The sequence below is a fragment of the Leptotrichia sp. SK-5 genome (genome assembly GCF_055387215.1).
Map to the genome: position 1 here is coordinate 2,140,857 of NZ_AP028931.1, position 15,965 is coordinate 2,156,821.

Consider the following 15,965-nt stretch of genomic DNA (forward strand, 5'->3'; position numbering starts at 1 on the left):
TTTCCCTTTCGTAATTTAATTAATTTATTGTATAATCCGTTGCTTCACTATTTTCCACAAAATCATTTCTCATTAAATCAATTGACAATTTATTAAGAGCCTTTTCCTTTAAAATCTTCACATTGTGACTTGCTATATTTAGTGATTTTGCAATTTCCTTTTCTGTATACACTTTATCATCTAGTCCATAAGTCATTACCAAAATCTGTTCATCTAGATAATTCAATTTTTTTGGAATATTTTCTAAGATATACATTTGTGTAATTTTATCAGCTTTCTCCAATATTTGTGTATTTCCGATTAACTCTTCAGGCTCTACCTCGTCAAATAGTTTTTCAAGCTGTTCAATATATTCTTTTGAAACATTCATCTGTTTACTTATTTCATCCATTGAAAATCCCATACTCCTATCAACTTTTACTTTTAAATATAAAATATATGATAATTCAGATGATTTAATATCTTTTAGCAGTTCCTTCTGAAATTCCAAAATATATTTTACAGCAAAATTTTTCACAAAAAATTTAGGATCTTTTGTTATTTTCATAATTTCATCATAATAATTCAAACCTGACATAATTCCAAGTGTAGCTTCCTGAACTGTATCTAAAAACGAAAATCCGTATTTTGAATAAAGCAAGCTTTCTTTTACTGCAATTTTTAAATATTTATCAATTAATTCTTCCCTTTCTTTCTCATTTTTACTTTTTTTCTCAAGTTCCTCGTATTTTCTCTTTATATCTTCTAAATATGATTTTATCATATCCTTTTCTTCAATAAAAATATTCTCGTCTTCTAATACGATAAAATCACTCCCATCAGTTGAAGTCCTAACCTCTGGAATATTTTCCAAATGGATAAATTTCAAAAATTCAAAAAATTCATCATCATTCATCGTATGATTTTCTATAATTTTTTCAAAACTGAAACTTCCTTTTTTTCTTATATCTTCAAAAACATTTTTTAACATCTTTTTTCCCCTTATTTTATTTATTATTTAGTTCATCTAAAAATCCTAAATATCTAAAAAGAGCTAAATAATACCTTTAGCTCCTGTAATCTTCCAATTTTTTTCTTCTACTTGGGTGTCTTAATTTTCTTAATGCTTTTACCTCAATCTGTCTGATTCGCTCTCTTGTAACATTAAATATTTTTCCAACTTCCTCCAGTGTTTTTTGAGAACCGTCATCCAATCCATATCTATATCTGAGTACCATCTCTTCTCGCTCATTTAATGTTTTTAAAACTTCGTCAAGCTGTTCTTTTAACAGAACTCTTGTTGTTGCATCATAAGGATTTGCAAATTTGTCATCTTCTACAAAATCTCCAAGTTCACTGTCTTCTTCACTTCCAACTGGTGTTTCAAGTGAAATTGGATCTTGATTCATTTCCAAAATACTTTTTACCTTTTCTACTGGCAATTCCAGCTTTTCCGCTAATTCCTCAGCTGTTGGCTCTTTTCCAGTTTCCTGTAAAATAATACGGCTTTCCTTTTTGATTTTGTTAATTGTTTCTATCATATGAACAGGTATTCTTATTGTTCTTCCCTGATCTGCAATTGCACGTGTTATAGCCTGTCTAATCCACCAAGTTGCATAAGTTGAAAACTTGAATCCTTTTTCATATTCAAATTTTTCTACGGCTTTCATAAGACCCATATTTCCCTCTTGAATTAAATCCAGCATTTTTAAGCCACGATTTGTATGCTTTTTAGCAATACTTACAACAAGTCTTAAATTTGATTCAATTAATTTTTGTTTTGCTTCCTCTTCTCCATTTAAAACCCTTTGAGCATAGTCAATTTCCTCTTCATAGCTAAGTAATGGAATTTGTCCAATTTCACGCAAGTACATTTTAATCGGCTCATCCACATCCATACTTTCTGCCATTTTCAATAGATCTGTCTGTAATAATTTATCCACTTCCGAATCGTCGATTTCACTCTCTACAAATTCATCATGCGAATCTTCAAAATCTGATATTTCTAGTTTTTCAATATCCTCTAAAGAATCAGGGACTTTTAATAAGTCTTCTTTTTCTTTTTTAGTATCGACAATTTGAATACCATCATCAGTTAATTTTTTTATTAACTGCTCGATTTTCTCTGTTGAAAATCCAATAGATAAAACAGAATTTATTTCTTCGTAACTTACAATTTTTTGTTCTCGTGCCTGTTTTATAAAATTTGCGAGACTATTTTTTAAATTTTGTTTTTTATCAGACATACCCCTGTCTCCTTATCAATATAAATTCATCATATACTTTTTCAATTTCATCAATTTTACTAATATTTTCTAATTTTGATAATATTTTTTTTAATTTAAGTTTCTTTATTTTATCATTCTTTTCATCAATTTTTTTTCTTTCCTCATCTATTTCACGTTTAAGCCAACCAGAATAAATTTCTTTAAAATAACTCTCCTCATCGTTAATATCATTATCTCCCCGTAATTTCAACTTTGTAATAATTTCTCTTTTTTCTTCAGAAATATCTGTTTTATCAAGCTGTATTATATCAAAATTTATTCTTTTTAATTTTTCTATCAGTTCGCTAAATATTGAATAACTAAACTTTTTATTTAGTAATTCTTCACACTTTTCTCTTTCAGAATTGTAAAACTCCAAAATATAAGTGAGTGTCTGTTCTTCCAGCTCAATATGTAAGTCTTTTTTCTCCTTTTTATATTGAACTTTCTGGTTTTCGTAATTTATTCTTTTTTTTCGTTTTGGAGTTTCTTTTGATAAATCCTTTAACTCCTCTTTTACAATAAATTCATTAATATTAAAATTGGTTGATAATTTTTGTAAATAGAGATTTTTAGTAAGATTGTTTGTAACATTGGAAAAAAATGGCTTTAATCTTTCAATAAATTTTCTTTCACCACTTATATCTTCCAAATCCAAATCCTTTGAAGCCTCTTTAGTTAAAAAATCAAATACTTCCTCCGATTTTTTTACAACTTCTATAAACGCTTTTTTCCCATTTTTTCTCAAGAATTCATCAGGATCCTTTTCATTACCATCTATAACAAGACATTTTACATCAAAATCATATTTTTTTAAAATATAGCTTGCCTTTATGACTGCGTTTTTCCCAGCTTCATCATTGTCATACGAAATCAAAATTTTATCTGTGTACTTTTTTAAAAGCTGTGCCTGCTCTTCAGTAAATGCTGTACCAAGACTTGCTACGGCATTCTCAAAGCCATTTTTCTGAGCTGTCAATACATCTAGATAACCTTCCATCAACATTGCAAAACCTTTTTTTTTAATATTTTCTCCTTGGTACTTTATTCCGAAAAGCTCATTTCCTTTTTTAAAAATAGGCGAATCTGGTGAATTTAGATATTTAGGCAAATTAGTATTTTTGTCAATTATACGCCCACCAAATCCTACAATTTGAGAATCAGTATTATAAATAGGAAAAATTATCCTGTTTCTAAAGGTATCATAAATTTCGCCATTTTCATTTCTTTTGACAAGTCCTAGATCCATTATTTTTATTTCAGAAAATTCCTTTTTTAACAAATATTGAAACAAGTCATCACGAGTATTTGAAGCAAATCCAATTCCAAACTTTTTTATATCTTCAATGGAAAAATTACGTTCTTTCATATATTCTAATGCTTCGTTGGCTTTTTCAATGTTTTCCTTAAAAAATACCAAGGCTTCGTTCATTATGTCAAAATATTCTTTATTAGCCGATTTTCTTCTAATAATTTCTTGATTAATTGTCTGATATGCTCTATTTTTTTTTAGTGGAATATTATACTTTTTTGACAATTCATCCACTGCCTGCACAAAACTGATATCATTAATTTTCATATAAAATGAAATTACATTTCCGCCAATCTGTGTACTAAAATCCTTAAAAATATTTTTTACTGGACTAACTGTAAATGATGGGGTCTTTTCATCTTTAAAAGGAGATAGCCCTTTATAATTTGAACCTGTCTTTTTTAAATTTACATATTCTCCAATCACTTGAACAATATCCAAATTATCAATTAATTTTTGTATCTCTTTTTCATCATAAATCATTATTTTTTATTCCTCCATCAAAAAACAGCTTTATAAAAAATATTTACACTATTAGTATAATTTGTTTTTCTAAATAGTCAATACTTTGTAAATAAATTTTTTAATTTTCTGTATGTTCTTCATCAATTTCACGAATAACTTCTACTTCGTCATCCATTATGTCCTTAAAAACTTCATCCATTATTTCCGATTTTTGTTTCCCTTTAGCAAATTCCTTTTTTGCAATTTTTCCTGAAACAATTGCAAGTTCGTATTTATTAGGTATTTTAGTCAATAATTCATCTATTGTTATCTTTTCTTTTTTCATTTTAAATTCTCCTCTTATATAATAAAACCACTTTAAAACAACATCTACGATTGTTAATTATATGTTTAATTTTAAAAGATTTCGAGTGTACTTATGAATTAATAATGTTTATCAATTCTTGACAAGACATTTCAATATCATCATTTATTATAGTGTAATCATATTTTGGTTCATATTCTAGCTCTTTTGCTGCATTTTTTAGGCGGAGTTGAATAACTTCTTCGCTGTCAGTCTTCCTATTGCGAAGTCTATTTTCCAACGTTTCCATATCTCTTGTACGAAAAAACACAAGAATAGCATCCTTTTTCTTTTCTTTCGCAATTAATGCTCCTTGTACATCAATTTCCAGAATTACATTTAAACCTTTATTCAGATTACTCTCTACTACTTCCTTCAGTGTACCGTAATAATTACCATGAACATTTGCATATTCATAAAATTCATCATTATTTATTTTTTGTTCAAATATTTCCTTGGTTAAAAAAAAGTAGTCTTTTCCGTCGATTTCTCCGACTCTTGGCTGTCGAGTTGTAGCTGATATTGATAATGGGATATTTAGTCTATCTTTTACTAATTTTGTGACTGTTGATTTTCCTGAGCCAGATGGCCCTGAAACGATGATTAGCTTTCCTTTCATTAAAAACCGCCTTTTATTTTTTACGCGAATAAGGGAAATTCATATTCATAAATCTCCCTATTCACAATATTTATACCGATAATCTAATCCTAAAAATTTATTAGAATATCATACTCTAACATTTACTGTAAGTATTTTTTACAACAATTAAGCTATTTATCTAACTTAATTATTCAGCTTCTACTGTTTCTATAGTTTCATTGGAATTGTCTTTCAAAGCATCCAAAGTTTCTGTAGTTTCAACTTCTTCTCCGTTCGCTTCACTTTCAGTTCCTGTTGTTTCTTCTTCCACAATGTCATTTTTTAAGACTGCATCCAAATATTTATAGTCCTTAAATCCAGTTCCACCTGGTATTTTCTTACCAATAATTACATTTTCCTTAAGTCCTTCAAGTCTGTCTGTTTTACCTTCAACAGCAGCATTAGCAAGAACTTTTGTTGTTTCTTGGAATGATGATGCCGAAATGAAACTTTCTGTATTTACTGCGGCTTTTGTAATACCTTGAATTACTGGCTCATAAGTTGCTGGACGTTTTCCTTTTGAAATTAATATTTCATTTTCACGTTCCACAACTTTCTTATCAATTAATTCGTCTTCTAGGAATAATGAATCACCAGCTTCTTTAATCTTGATTTTTTGGAACATTTGTTTTACGATTATTTCAATATGCTTGTCATTAACTGCAACTCCTTGCTCTCTATATACTTGCTGTACTGACTCAAGAATAAATTGCTGTGCTTCTACAAGCCCTTTTATTTTCAAAATATCATGTGGTGAAACAGGTCCATCCGTTATTTTCGTACCTTTTTCGATTAACATTTCATTAGTTACAACTAAATGTTCTCCTACTGGAACTGTATATTCTTGGATTAATTCCCCATTTTCAGGATCTTCAATCAAGATTAATCTCATACCCTTTTTCTTTTTATCCGAGAAAACTACACGCCCTGCGACTTCTGACAAAATGGCTTTCCCTTTAGGATTTCTTGCCTCAAACAACTCTTGGACACGAGGAAGACCTCCTGTGATATCCTTATTTCCTTCTCCAGTTTTCAAGATTTTTGTAATAATTTGCCCTTTTTTTACTGTATCTCCTTCATTTACCATCAAATATGCTCCATAAGGAACTGCATATTCTACTTTCTTGTCACCTTTTGTATAAATTATAATTCTAGGGTTGACATCATTACTTTCTACAGGTTTTATTGCTACTTTTTCAGTAACCCCATATTTTACGTCAATATTTTCTCTCACGTAAATATCTCTAAATTCTACTTTTCCTGCCACAGAAGTAATAATCGGTATTTGATAAGGATCAAATTCTACTAGCACTTGCCCTTTCTTAACTGAATCTCCATCTTTTACATGCAAAGTCGAGCCTGATGGCACTTCATATCTGTGTTTTCCTATTATCACACGTCCATTTTGTGAAACAACAATTTCTTTTCCTTCATCATTTACAAGTATGGAAATATCCTTAAGTTTAACTTTTCCAGAAACATCAGCTTTGTAATCAGATTGAACAGACGCTGCCGTTGCTACCCCTCCAGTATGGAAAGTACGCATTGTAAGCTGTGTACCTGGCTCCCCAATTGACTGGGCCGCAATAACTCCAACTGCTTCACCTTTTAGGATTTCCTTATGGTTAGAAAGGTCTAATCCATAACATTTTTTACAAACTCCTTTTTCCAGTTTACAAGTTAAAGGTGTTCTTATTTCAACTTCACGAATATCTAATTCTTCAATCTTCTTAATTAAATCATCAGTTATCAAAGTATTTCTCTCAGCAATAACTTTTCCTTCATGAATCAAGTCTGTTGCCAAGTTTCTTCCATAAATTCTTTCACTTAATTTCTCGATTACTTCCCCAGCATCCATCAAATCTGATACCACAATTCCGTGTTCGCATCCACAGTCATCATGATTTACAATAACTTCGTGTGAAATATCAACAAGCCTTCTTGTTAAATATCCCGAATCGGCAGTTCTCAATGCTGTATCGGCAAGTCCTTTTCTCGCTCCGTGTGATGACATAAAGAATTCAAGAATATTAAGTCCTTCTCTAAAGTTGGCTTTAATTGGCATTTCGATAATACGACCTTGCGTGTCTGCCATAAGTCCACGCATTCCACCAAGTTGACGCATTTGTGCAATTGATCCTCTGGCTCCAGAGTTTGCCATCATATAAACTGGGTTAAATTCATCTAGATTATCCATCATTGCCTTAGTTACCTTTGAAACAGCTTCATCCCATATAGCAACTGTTCTTCTGTATCTTTCTGCATCAATAATTTCACCAGATTTATACTGCTCTTCAATTTCGACCACTTCATTTTCAGCTTTTTCCAAAATAGTTTTTTTACTTTCTGGAATTTCCAAATCCTCAATTCCAACAGTAATCCCCGCAAGTGTTCCATAATGGAATCCAAATGCTTTAATTTTATCCAATAATTCTGATGTCTTTTCAAATCCAAATTTTTTATATAATTCAGCGATTAATTTTCCTAATTCACCTTTACCAAAAGTCTTTGTGTAATCTCTCACTTCTTTTGGAAGCATTGTATTAAACATAAGACGTCCTGGTGTAGTTTGAACTATTTCTCCATCAATTCTTACATTTACAAGAGCGTGAACTGCAACTTGTCCATTTTGATAGGCTGTGATTAACTGATTTTTGTTAGAGAACGATTTCCCTTCTCCCTTAACACCTTTTCTTTCCTTTGTCATATAATAACATCCCATTACCATATCTTGTGATGGAACCGCTATTGGTCTACCACTTGATGGTGCAATAATGTTATTTGTTGCAAGCATCAATAATTTTGCTTCCATTTGTGCTTCTTGTGACAATACCAAGTGTACTGCCATTTGGTCTCCATCAAAATCCGCATTAAAAGCAGAACATACAAGTGGATGAAGTCTTATAGCTTTTCCTTCAATCAATGTTGGTTCAAAGGCTTGAATTGAAAGTCTATGTAATGTTGGTGCCCTATTTAAAAGAACTGGGTGATTTTTAATAATTTCTTCAATTAATTCCCATACATTTTCGTCTTCTTCTTCAACCATTTTCTTAGCCACTTTTATATTTGAGGCAAGTTCCCTTTTTACAAGTTCTCTCATTAAAAATGGTTTATACAACTCAAGTGCCATTTTTTTAGGAAGTCCACATTGATTCATTTTCAAGTTTGGTCCAACGACGATAACCGATCTTCCTGAATAATCAACACGTTTTCCCAAAAGATTTTGTCTGAAACGCCCTTGTTTACCTTTTAACATATCAGAAAGCGATTTTAATTCCCTGTTATTTTGTGTAACAACTGGTTTCCCACGTCTACCATTGTCAATTAATGCATCAACTGCTTCCTGAAGCATTCTTTTTTCATTTTTTATTACAATTTCAGGTGCTTTTATTGACATTAATTTTTTAAGTCTTATATTTCTGTTGATTACTCTTCTGTATAAATCATTCAAGTCAGAAGTGGCAAATCTTCCACCATCTAACTGAACCATTGGACGTAAATCTGCAGGAATTACAGGCAGTACAGTCAAAATCATCCATTCAGGCCTATTCCCAGCCTCTATTAAATCTCTTACTACTTTTAATCTTTTTATAATTTTTCTTCTTTTTTGCGTAGAATGTTCTGTATCCATTTCACCTTGCAGTTTTTTCTCCAAATCAAACAGGTCAATTTCCTCAAGCAAGGCTAAAACTCCTTCAGCCCCCATTTTCGCTGTAAATTCGTTTTTAAACTGATTTTCATGCAATTTGTATTCACGTTCAGTCAAAATTTCTCCTTTTTTAAGCTCAGTTTCTCCTGGATCAGTTACAATGTATCTTGAAAAATACAGAACTGACTCAAGTTCCTTCGTACTGATTCCCAATAAAAGGCTCATTTTGTTAGGCGTACCTTTAGAATACCAGATATGTGCAATTGGAGTAGCAAGCTTAATATGTCCCATTCTTTCACGTCTAACTTTTGAAGTTGTTACTTCAACACCACATTTTTCACATACCATGCCTTTGTAACGCATTCTCTTGTATTTCCCGCAGGCACACTCATAGTCCTTAGACGGTCCAAATATTCTCTCACAGAATAATCCGTCCATTTCAGGTTTTAAAGTTCTATAATTTATTGTTTCGGCTTTTGTAATTTCACCATACGACCATTCCAAAATCTTTTCTGGCGATGCCAATTTTATTTGAATACTGTCAAAATCTCTTATACTCATTCGTTAAGAGCCTCCTCTATTCTTTGATTCCACTTTTTTTGAAAAGTAAAGTGGGAAAACTTTTTATATTCCAATTTTAAATTTAAAAATCTGTTTTAATCATTTTTTTCTAAGCATCTACATTCTTATCTAATTCAATTTGTTCCCCATCTTTATCATAAAGAGCCACATCTAGTCCAAGTGACTGAAATTCCTTAATTAATACTCTAAATGATTCTGGAGCATCTGCTTCTGGCATTGCCTGTCCTTTTACGATAGCTTCATAAGTTTTTGTTCTTCCGCTGATGTCGTCTGATTTAACTGTAAGCATTTCTTGAAGGATATTTGACGCACCGTAGGCTTCCAATGCCCAAACTTCCATTTCCCCAAGTCTTTGTCCACCAAATTGGGCTTTTCCTCCAAGTGGCTGTTGAGTAACAAGTGAATACGGTCCAATTGCTCTGGCGTGCATTTTGTCTTCTACCAAATGGTGAAGTTTTAGCATATACATACGTCCAACTGTTACTGGGTTGTCAAATGGCTGTCCAGTTCTTCCGTCAATCAGTTTTACTTTACCAGTTCTGCTGTATCCAGCTTCTTCCAAGTAATTTTTAACATCCTCTTCACTTGCTCCATCAAATACTGGTGTTGCAATGTATTTGTCAATATCTCCGATTGCAAGTCCCAAATGCACTTCCAATACCTGTCCGATATTCATACGTGATGGTACTCCAAGAGGGTTAAGACACACATCAATTGGTGTTCCATTTTCTAAATGCGGCATATCTTCGACTGGCAATACTCTTGAAATTACCCCTTTATTTCCGTGACGTCCAGACATTTTATCCCCAACCATTATTTTTCTTTTTTCTGCAATGTAAATTCTGATTAGTTTGTTTACTCCAGCTTTCAAGTCATCTCCATTTTCCTTAGACAACTCAAGCACATCCACAACAGTACCCTTTACCCCATGCGGAAGTCTAAGCGAAGTATCTCTTACATCTTTTGCCTTTTCCCCAAAGATTGCACGTAATAATTTTTCTTCTGCTGGTGGTTCAGTTTCTCCTTTAGGAGTTACTTTTCCAACAAGAATATCATCAGGAGTTACGTGAGCCCCTATTCTTATAATTCCATTTTCATCAAGGTTTCTCAAGGCTTCTTCAGAAACATTAGGAATTTCTCTTGTAATTTCCTCATCACCTAGTTTTGTAGTTCTTGCCTCAATATCAAATTCCTCAATATGAATTGATGTGAACACATCATCTTTTCTAAGTCTTTCAGAAATAAGGATTCCATCCTCAAAGTTATACCCTTCCCAAGGCATAAATGCCAATAGAATATTTTTACCTAATGCCAAATCTCCACCTGCAGTAGATGGCCCATCTGCAATAATATCACCTTTCTTAACTTTATCTCCCAAGTCAATAATCGGTTTTTGATGTAAACACATCGATTGGTTAGATTTTTCAAAGTTTAACAATCTATGGTAATAATCTTTTCCATCTTCATCAGTTACAATAATTTTTCTTGCATCTACAAAAGTTACAGTTCCAGTTGCTTTTGAAGTAATAACTGCCCCTGAATCCACAGCAACTTTTCTTTCAAGCCCAGTTCCTACATAAGGAGCCTGAGTTTTTAATAATGGTACGGCTTGACGTTGCATATTTGATCCCATTAACGCACGATTGGCATCATCATGTTCCAAGAATGGAATTAATCCCGCTGAAACAGATACTAACTGCTTAGGCGACACATCTAGAATATCAACTTTTGATTTATCAATATGTACAATTTCATCTCCGTAACGGCACACAACTTCATCAGTCAAGAAGTTTCCATCTTTGTCAATAGGAGTATCAGCCTGTGCGATAAACAGTCCTTCCTCTTCATCAGCGGCTAAATATCTAATATCATTAAAATCAGCTTTTCCATCATTTATTTTTACAAACGGAGTTTCAATAAATCCGTATTTATTAACTTTTCCATAAGTCGAAAGCGAAGCGATAAGTCCGATATTTGGACCCTCTGGAGTTTCTATTGGACAAATTCTTCCATAATGCGAGTTATGAACGTCACGAACTTCAAAGCCTGCTCTATCTCTAGAAAGTCCCCCTGGTCCTAATGCTGAAATTCTTCTCTTATGAGTCAATTCTGACAATGGATTAGACTGATCCATAAATTGTGATAGCTGTCCACTTCCAAAAAATTCAAGAATTAACGCATTTAATGGTTTTGTATTTAACAAACTTTGTGGAGTCAATGTTGTAATATCTTGAATTGTCATTTTTTCTCTGACCATTTTAGACATTTTAAGCATTCCACCTTTTATTTGGATGGAAAGCAGCTCTCCAACACCTCTTACACGTCTATTTGACAAGTTGTCAATATCATCTGTAAATCCTTCTCCGCTTACAAGATTTTTTACATACTCAATAGTCTGCAAAACATCCTCTTTTGTCAATACGATTACATCCGCTGGCACATCCAGTTTCAATCTTTTGTTAACTTTATATCTTCCAACATCTGCCAAATCGTATCTTTGAGGATTAAAGAACATCTGTTTAACAAGCGATCTGGCACTGTCCACAGTTACCAAGTCTCCTGGACGTAATTTTCTAAACACTTCTATAACAGCCTCATCACTGTTTTTGGTACTATCGTGAACCAAAGCATTAGCAATAATTCTATCTTCAGGTTTTACTTCCCAAATACTTAGTACAGGTACTTTTGCATCAATTATTTTTTGAATAACTGGCATATCAATAATTTCTTCAGTTTCCGCTACGAATTCTCCAGTTTCTTCATCTAAAATATCCTCTTTTACAAAACTTCCTTCTAATCTTGAACGTAGAACTTCTTCTAACTCAGTATCTCTATATTTTTCATAAAATTCTGACAATTCAACTTCTTTTTCTTCAAAAAAGTGATCCATAATTTCGGTATTATTTTGGAAAAAATCTACTGCTTTTAAAAATACAGGTAATAAAACTTTCTTTCTTCTATCAATTTTTACATTTAAAATGTCATTTTTATCAGTTTCAAATTCAAGCCATGTTCCTTTATAAGGGATAATTTTCCCAATAAACACATCTTTTCCTGTCTGAATATTTAATTCTTTGTTAAAAGTGATTCCTGGCGATCTGTGTAATTGAGAAATAACGACTCTTTCAGCACCATTTATAATAAATGTAGCTTTATCAGTCATAAGTGGTATATCTCCGAAATGAACTAATGTTTCCTGAATTTCTCCTGTTCTTTTGTTAGTTAATTTTAGTCTAACTTTTAATTGACCAGAATATGTTTTACCTCTTTTTTTACACTCTAATTCATCATTTAAAGGTTCGTCATTATCGTGAATTTCATACCATAAGTATTCTAATTTTAATAATCCGTTGCTAGATTCGATTGGAAAAATTTCATTAAAGATTGCTTCAAAACCTTTATTTTCACGTTTTTGAGGTGGCACTTTTGTCTGTAAAAAATCTTCATAAGAATTTAACTGAAATTCTAAAAAGTGCGGCATTTCCCCTCTGTCTACTATTTTTCCGAAACTATATCTTTCAATAAGTTTGTTCATTTAAAAAATTCCTCCCTATAAAGAACATATTCTGTTTTAATTCAAAAATTAAACTTTTATCAAAAAAATGTTCTCATAATTTCGATTTGTTATTACATATTACTCAAACAATAATCCAATTACAAAAAATTTAATTATCTCAATAAGCAATCTAAAAAATATTTGATTATTCATCTTTACATTGTATCTTCAAACTATTTACTGTAAATCTTTTTATTTTTACAAAGTCTTAAATTCTAATGTTTATTTTATAATTCACATTATATAGCATTGAAGAATTTTAAGAATTTCAAAAGCATTTTACTATATAAAAAACTAAAAAATAGACTAAAAATACCGTTTTTTTGAAAATTTAAACTTTCATATTTAGTCTTAAAATGAATTATTATGTGCCAAACTTCTTAAAATAGGCTAAAATTAAATTTTTTTAACACATGCAGGCATGTAAAAACATTTAATTTTATGTCTAAATTTAAAGTGTTTTACTGTAATTATGAATAATCTATATTGACTTTTTATAAAAATTAATACAAAAAAGAAAAATTTCTTTTTTCCAAGTTTTATAGTGGAAAAAGACACTCTCTATATTTTAAGAGTGCCTTCACTATTAATCTGTTTTTTACTATTTTAATTCTACAGTTGCTCCTGCACCTTCTAATTGAGCTTTTAATGCTTCAGCTTCATCTTTAGAAATTCCTTCTTTAATTGCTTTTCCACCAGCTTCAACTAATTCTTTAGCTTCTTTAAGTCCTAATCCAGTAATTCCTCTTACTTCTTTAATTACTGCTAATTTAGCTGCTCCTGCTGATACTAAGATTACATCAAATTCAGTTTTTTCTTCTGCTGCTGCACCTCCTGCAACTGCACCTCCTGCAACTGCTACTGGTTGAGCTGATACTCCAAATGTTTCTTCAATAGCTTCAACTACTTCTTTTAATTCTAATACAGACATAGCTTTTAAATCTTCTATAAATTGTTCTTTATTAAATGCCATTATTTTATTTCCTCCTAATTTTTTATTTATTTTTATATTTTTAAAATTATTTTATGTTTAAAATTACTCTGCTGATACTCCAGTTTCTTTTTGTTCTGCAACATTTGTTAATGCAACAGCCAACATTCTAACTGGCGACAACAATCCATAAGCAATTTGACCAAGTAATTCGTCTCTTGATGGTAATTTAGCCAATGCTTCAACAGTTGACACGTCAACTCTTTCAGACTCTAGCAATCCACCTTTAATTGACAATTTATCTTTTAATTTTTTTCCAAAATCAAAAATTAATTTAGATGGTGCAACTCCATCTTCATATCCTAATGCAAACGATGTAGTTCCTTCTAATAAATCATCAACATTTGTATCAAATCCTGCTTCTTTCAATGCTATTTTAAACAATCTGTTTTTAGCAACGAAATATTCTACTCCTGCTTCTCTTGCAGTTTTACGAAGTTCAGTATCTTCATTAACACTAATCCCTTTATAATCAACAAATACTACCGCTTTAGCTTCTTTTAATTTTTCAACTAAACCTTTTACCGCTTCTAATTTTGCTTGTGCTGGCAATTTGTTTCACCTCCTTATAATAAAAACCTCTGAAACAAAAACAATAAGCCCAGAGGTATCATACTATAAAAATATCTATTATTTAATTTTAATATCTATTTATAATAATACTTACCTCGGTAGGGTTTAAAGAAATTTTATTCTACCTACTGTCTTTGGTTATATTATATTTGATTTATATAGTTATAAACCAATATATAGTATTATACTACAATTTTAACAAAATTGCAAGTGTTTTTCATTTTTTTATTAATTTATTGAAAAAACACCTTTAAATTATAGTATAAATTACCGAATAGAAAAATCTACCCGGTAATAAAAATTATTATTAAGATTGTTTACTATTTAGCTACAAATGCTCCAGCTAATAATGGATCTACTTTAATTCCAGGTCCCATTGTTAATGAGATTGCAACTGTTCTTAAATATTGTCCTTTTGAAGCAGCTGGTTTTAATTTAATAATTTGATCTAATGCAACTTTAAAGTTTTCTACAATAGCTTCTTTTGTAAAATCAACTTTTCCGATTGGCAAATGAATTGATCCTAATTTATCAACTTTAAACGCAACTTTTCCTTTTTTAAATTCTTGAACTGTTTGTTCAACATTTGTTGTAACTGTTCCTGATTTAGGGTTAGGCATTAATCCTTTTGTTCCTAAGATTCTTCCTAATCTTCCTAATTTAGGCATCATATCAGGTGTAGCAATTACTAAATCAAAATCTAACCATCCATTTTGGATTTTATTAATGTATTCGTCATCTCCAGCAAAATCTGCTCCTGCAGCTAATGCCTTATCAATATTTTCTCCACTTGTGATAACTAAGATTCTTACAGTTTTACCTGTACCATTTGGTAATGAAACTGTACCTCTTACTTGTTGATCAGCATGTCTTGGATCTACTCCCAATCTTACTGCTAATTCTACTGTTTCCACAAATTTAGCACTTTTAGTATCAAAAACTAATTCTAATGCTTCTTCTGGTGTGTAAACTTTCATTTTATCTACTTTTTGAGAAATGTCATTATATCTTTTTCCTCTTTTTGCCATTTATTATTTCCTCCTCTGTGGTAATTGAATTTACTAAATCTCCCACTTGTTCTAAATCATTTAAATTTTATTTTTCATTTATTCAATCTTTAAAACTTGAATAATTTTTATTATTCAGAAATTTTAATTCCCATACTTCTTGCAGTTCCTGCAATAATATTCATAGCTGCTTCAACTGATCCAGCATTCAAATCTGGTAATTTAGTTTCTGCAATTTCTTGTAATTGAGCTTTAGTTATAGTCCCAGCAACTTCTTTTATAGAATTTCCAGCACCTTTTTGAACTTTAGCTGCTTTTTTTAACAAGTCTGATGCAGGTGGTGTTTTTAAAACAAATGTAAAACTTCTATCTGCATAAACAGTGATTTCTACAGGAATTACAAATCCCATTTTATCTTGTGTTTGTGCATTAAATGATTTACAAAATTCTGCAATATTTACCCCATGTTGTCCTAATGCAGGTCCTACTGGTGGTGCAGGATTCGCTTTCCCTGCTTCTAATTGTAATTTAATCTTTCCGATTACTTCTTTAGCCATTTTTCCTCCTTTGTGGTAATTGAATTTGTTAAATCTCCCACTTT

At 31.2% G+C, this 15,965-nt stretch carries 11 protein-coding genes and 1 other annotated feature; all 11 genes read right to left on the reverse strand.

Annotation, left to right across the window (positions count from 1 at the left end; translation table 11 throughout):
• Nucleotides 1-19 precede the first annotated feature (19 nt).
• The 11 genes from ACZ5B9_RS10555 to rplK all read right to left on the reverse strand — a co-directional run bounded on the left by ACZ5B9_RS10555 (nucleotide 20) and on the right by rplK (nucleotide 15,921).
• Nucleotides 20-970 (reverse strand): sigma-70 family RNA polymerase sigma factor, encoded by a 951-nt coding sequence (locus ACZ5B9_RS10555; RefSeq protein ID WP_464422555.1) that lies wholly within the window; start codon nucleotides 968-970, stop codon nucleotides 20-22.
• Nucleotides 971-1,046: 76 nt separating this feature from the next.
• Complete coding sequence (rpoD, locus tag ACZ5B9_RS10560) at nucleotides 1,047-2,225, reverse strand: RNA polymerase sigma factor RpoD (protein WP_071123887.1); 1,179 nt, start codon at nucleotides 2,223-2,225, stop codon at nucleotides 1,047-1,049.
• The gene (gene dnaG, locus ACZ5B9_RS10565) at nucleotides 2,218-4,041 is read right to left on the reverse strand and encodes a DNA primase (RefSeq protein WP_464422556.1); all 1,824 of its coding nucleotides are present in this window, start codon (nucleotides 4,039-4,041) and stop codon (nucleotides 2,218-2,220) included. Before dnaG ends, rpoD begins: the two co-directional genes overlap by 8 nt.
• 100 nt (nucleotides 4,042-4,141) lie before the next feature.
• Complete coding sequence (gene rpoZ, locus ACZ5B9_RS10570) at nucleotides 4,142-4,348, reverse strand: DNA-directed RNA polymerase subunit omega (protein ID WP_071123889.1); 207 nt, start codon at nucleotides 4,346-4,348, stop codon at nucleotides 4,142-4,144.
• A gap of 91 nt (nucleotides 4,349-4,439) precedes the next feature.
• Complete coding sequence (gmk, locus tag ACZ5B9_RS10575) at nucleotides 4,440-4,985, reverse strand: guanylate kinase (protein WP_021768929.1); 546 nt, start codon at nucleotides 4,983-4,985, stop codon at nucleotides 4,440-4,442.
• Between the two features lie 169 nt (nucleotides 4,986-5,154).
• Nucleotides 5,155-9,216, reverse strand: coding sequence for a DNA-directed RNA polymerase subunit beta' (rpoC, locus tag ACZ5B9_RS10580; RefSeq protein ID WP_464422557.1), 4,062 nt, complete (start codon nucleotides 9,214-9,216; stop codon nucleotides 5,155-5,157).
• 109 nt (nucleotides 9,217-9,325) lie between these two features.
• Nucleotides 9,326-12,772, reverse strand: a complete 3,447-nt coding sequence (gene rpoB / locus ACZ5B9_RS10585; protein ID WP_464422558.1) for a DNA-directed RNA polymerase subunit beta — start codon at nucleotides 12,770-12,772, stop codon at nucleotides 9,326-9,328.
• Between the two features lie 622 nt (nucleotides 12,773-13,394).
• Entirely contained in the window at nucleotides 13,395-13,766 is a 372-nt protein-coding gene (gene rplL, locus ACZ5B9_RS10590; protein ID WP_464422559.1) for a 50S ribosomal protein L7/L12, read from the reverse strand.
• Nucleotides 13,767-13,829: 63 nt separating this feature from the next.
• Nucleotides 13,830-14,336 carry a 50S ribosomal protein L10 gene (gene rplJ, locus ACZ5B9_RS10595; protein WP_464422560.1) on the reverse strand — a complete coding sequence of 169 codons (507 nt, stop codon included), beginning with the start codon at nucleotides 14,334-14,336 and terminating at the stop codon, nucleotides 13,830-13,832.
• Between the two features lie 11 nt (nucleotides 14,337-14,347).
• Nucleotides 14,348-14,513, reverse strand: a sequence feature (ribosomal protein L10 leader region).
• Between the two features lie 164 nt (nucleotides 14,514-14,677).
• Nucleotides 14,678-15,385: a 50S ribosomal protein L1 gene (rplA, locus tag ACZ5B9_RS10600; protein ID WP_021768935.1), complete on the reverse strand. Its 708-nt coding sequence runs from the start codon at nucleotides 15,383-15,385 to the stop codon at nucleotides 14,678-14,680.
• Between the two features lie 110 nt (nucleotides 15,386-15,495).
• Nucleotides 15,496-15,921 carry a 50S ribosomal protein L11 gene (gene rplK, locus ACZ5B9_RS10605; RefSeq protein WP_006805107.1) on the reverse strand — a complete coding sequence of 142 codons (426 nt, stop codon included), beginning with the start codon at nucleotides 15,919-15,921 and terminating at the stop codon, nucleotides 15,496-15,498.
• Between the last annotated feature and the right edge of the window lie 44 nt (nucleotides 15,922-15,965).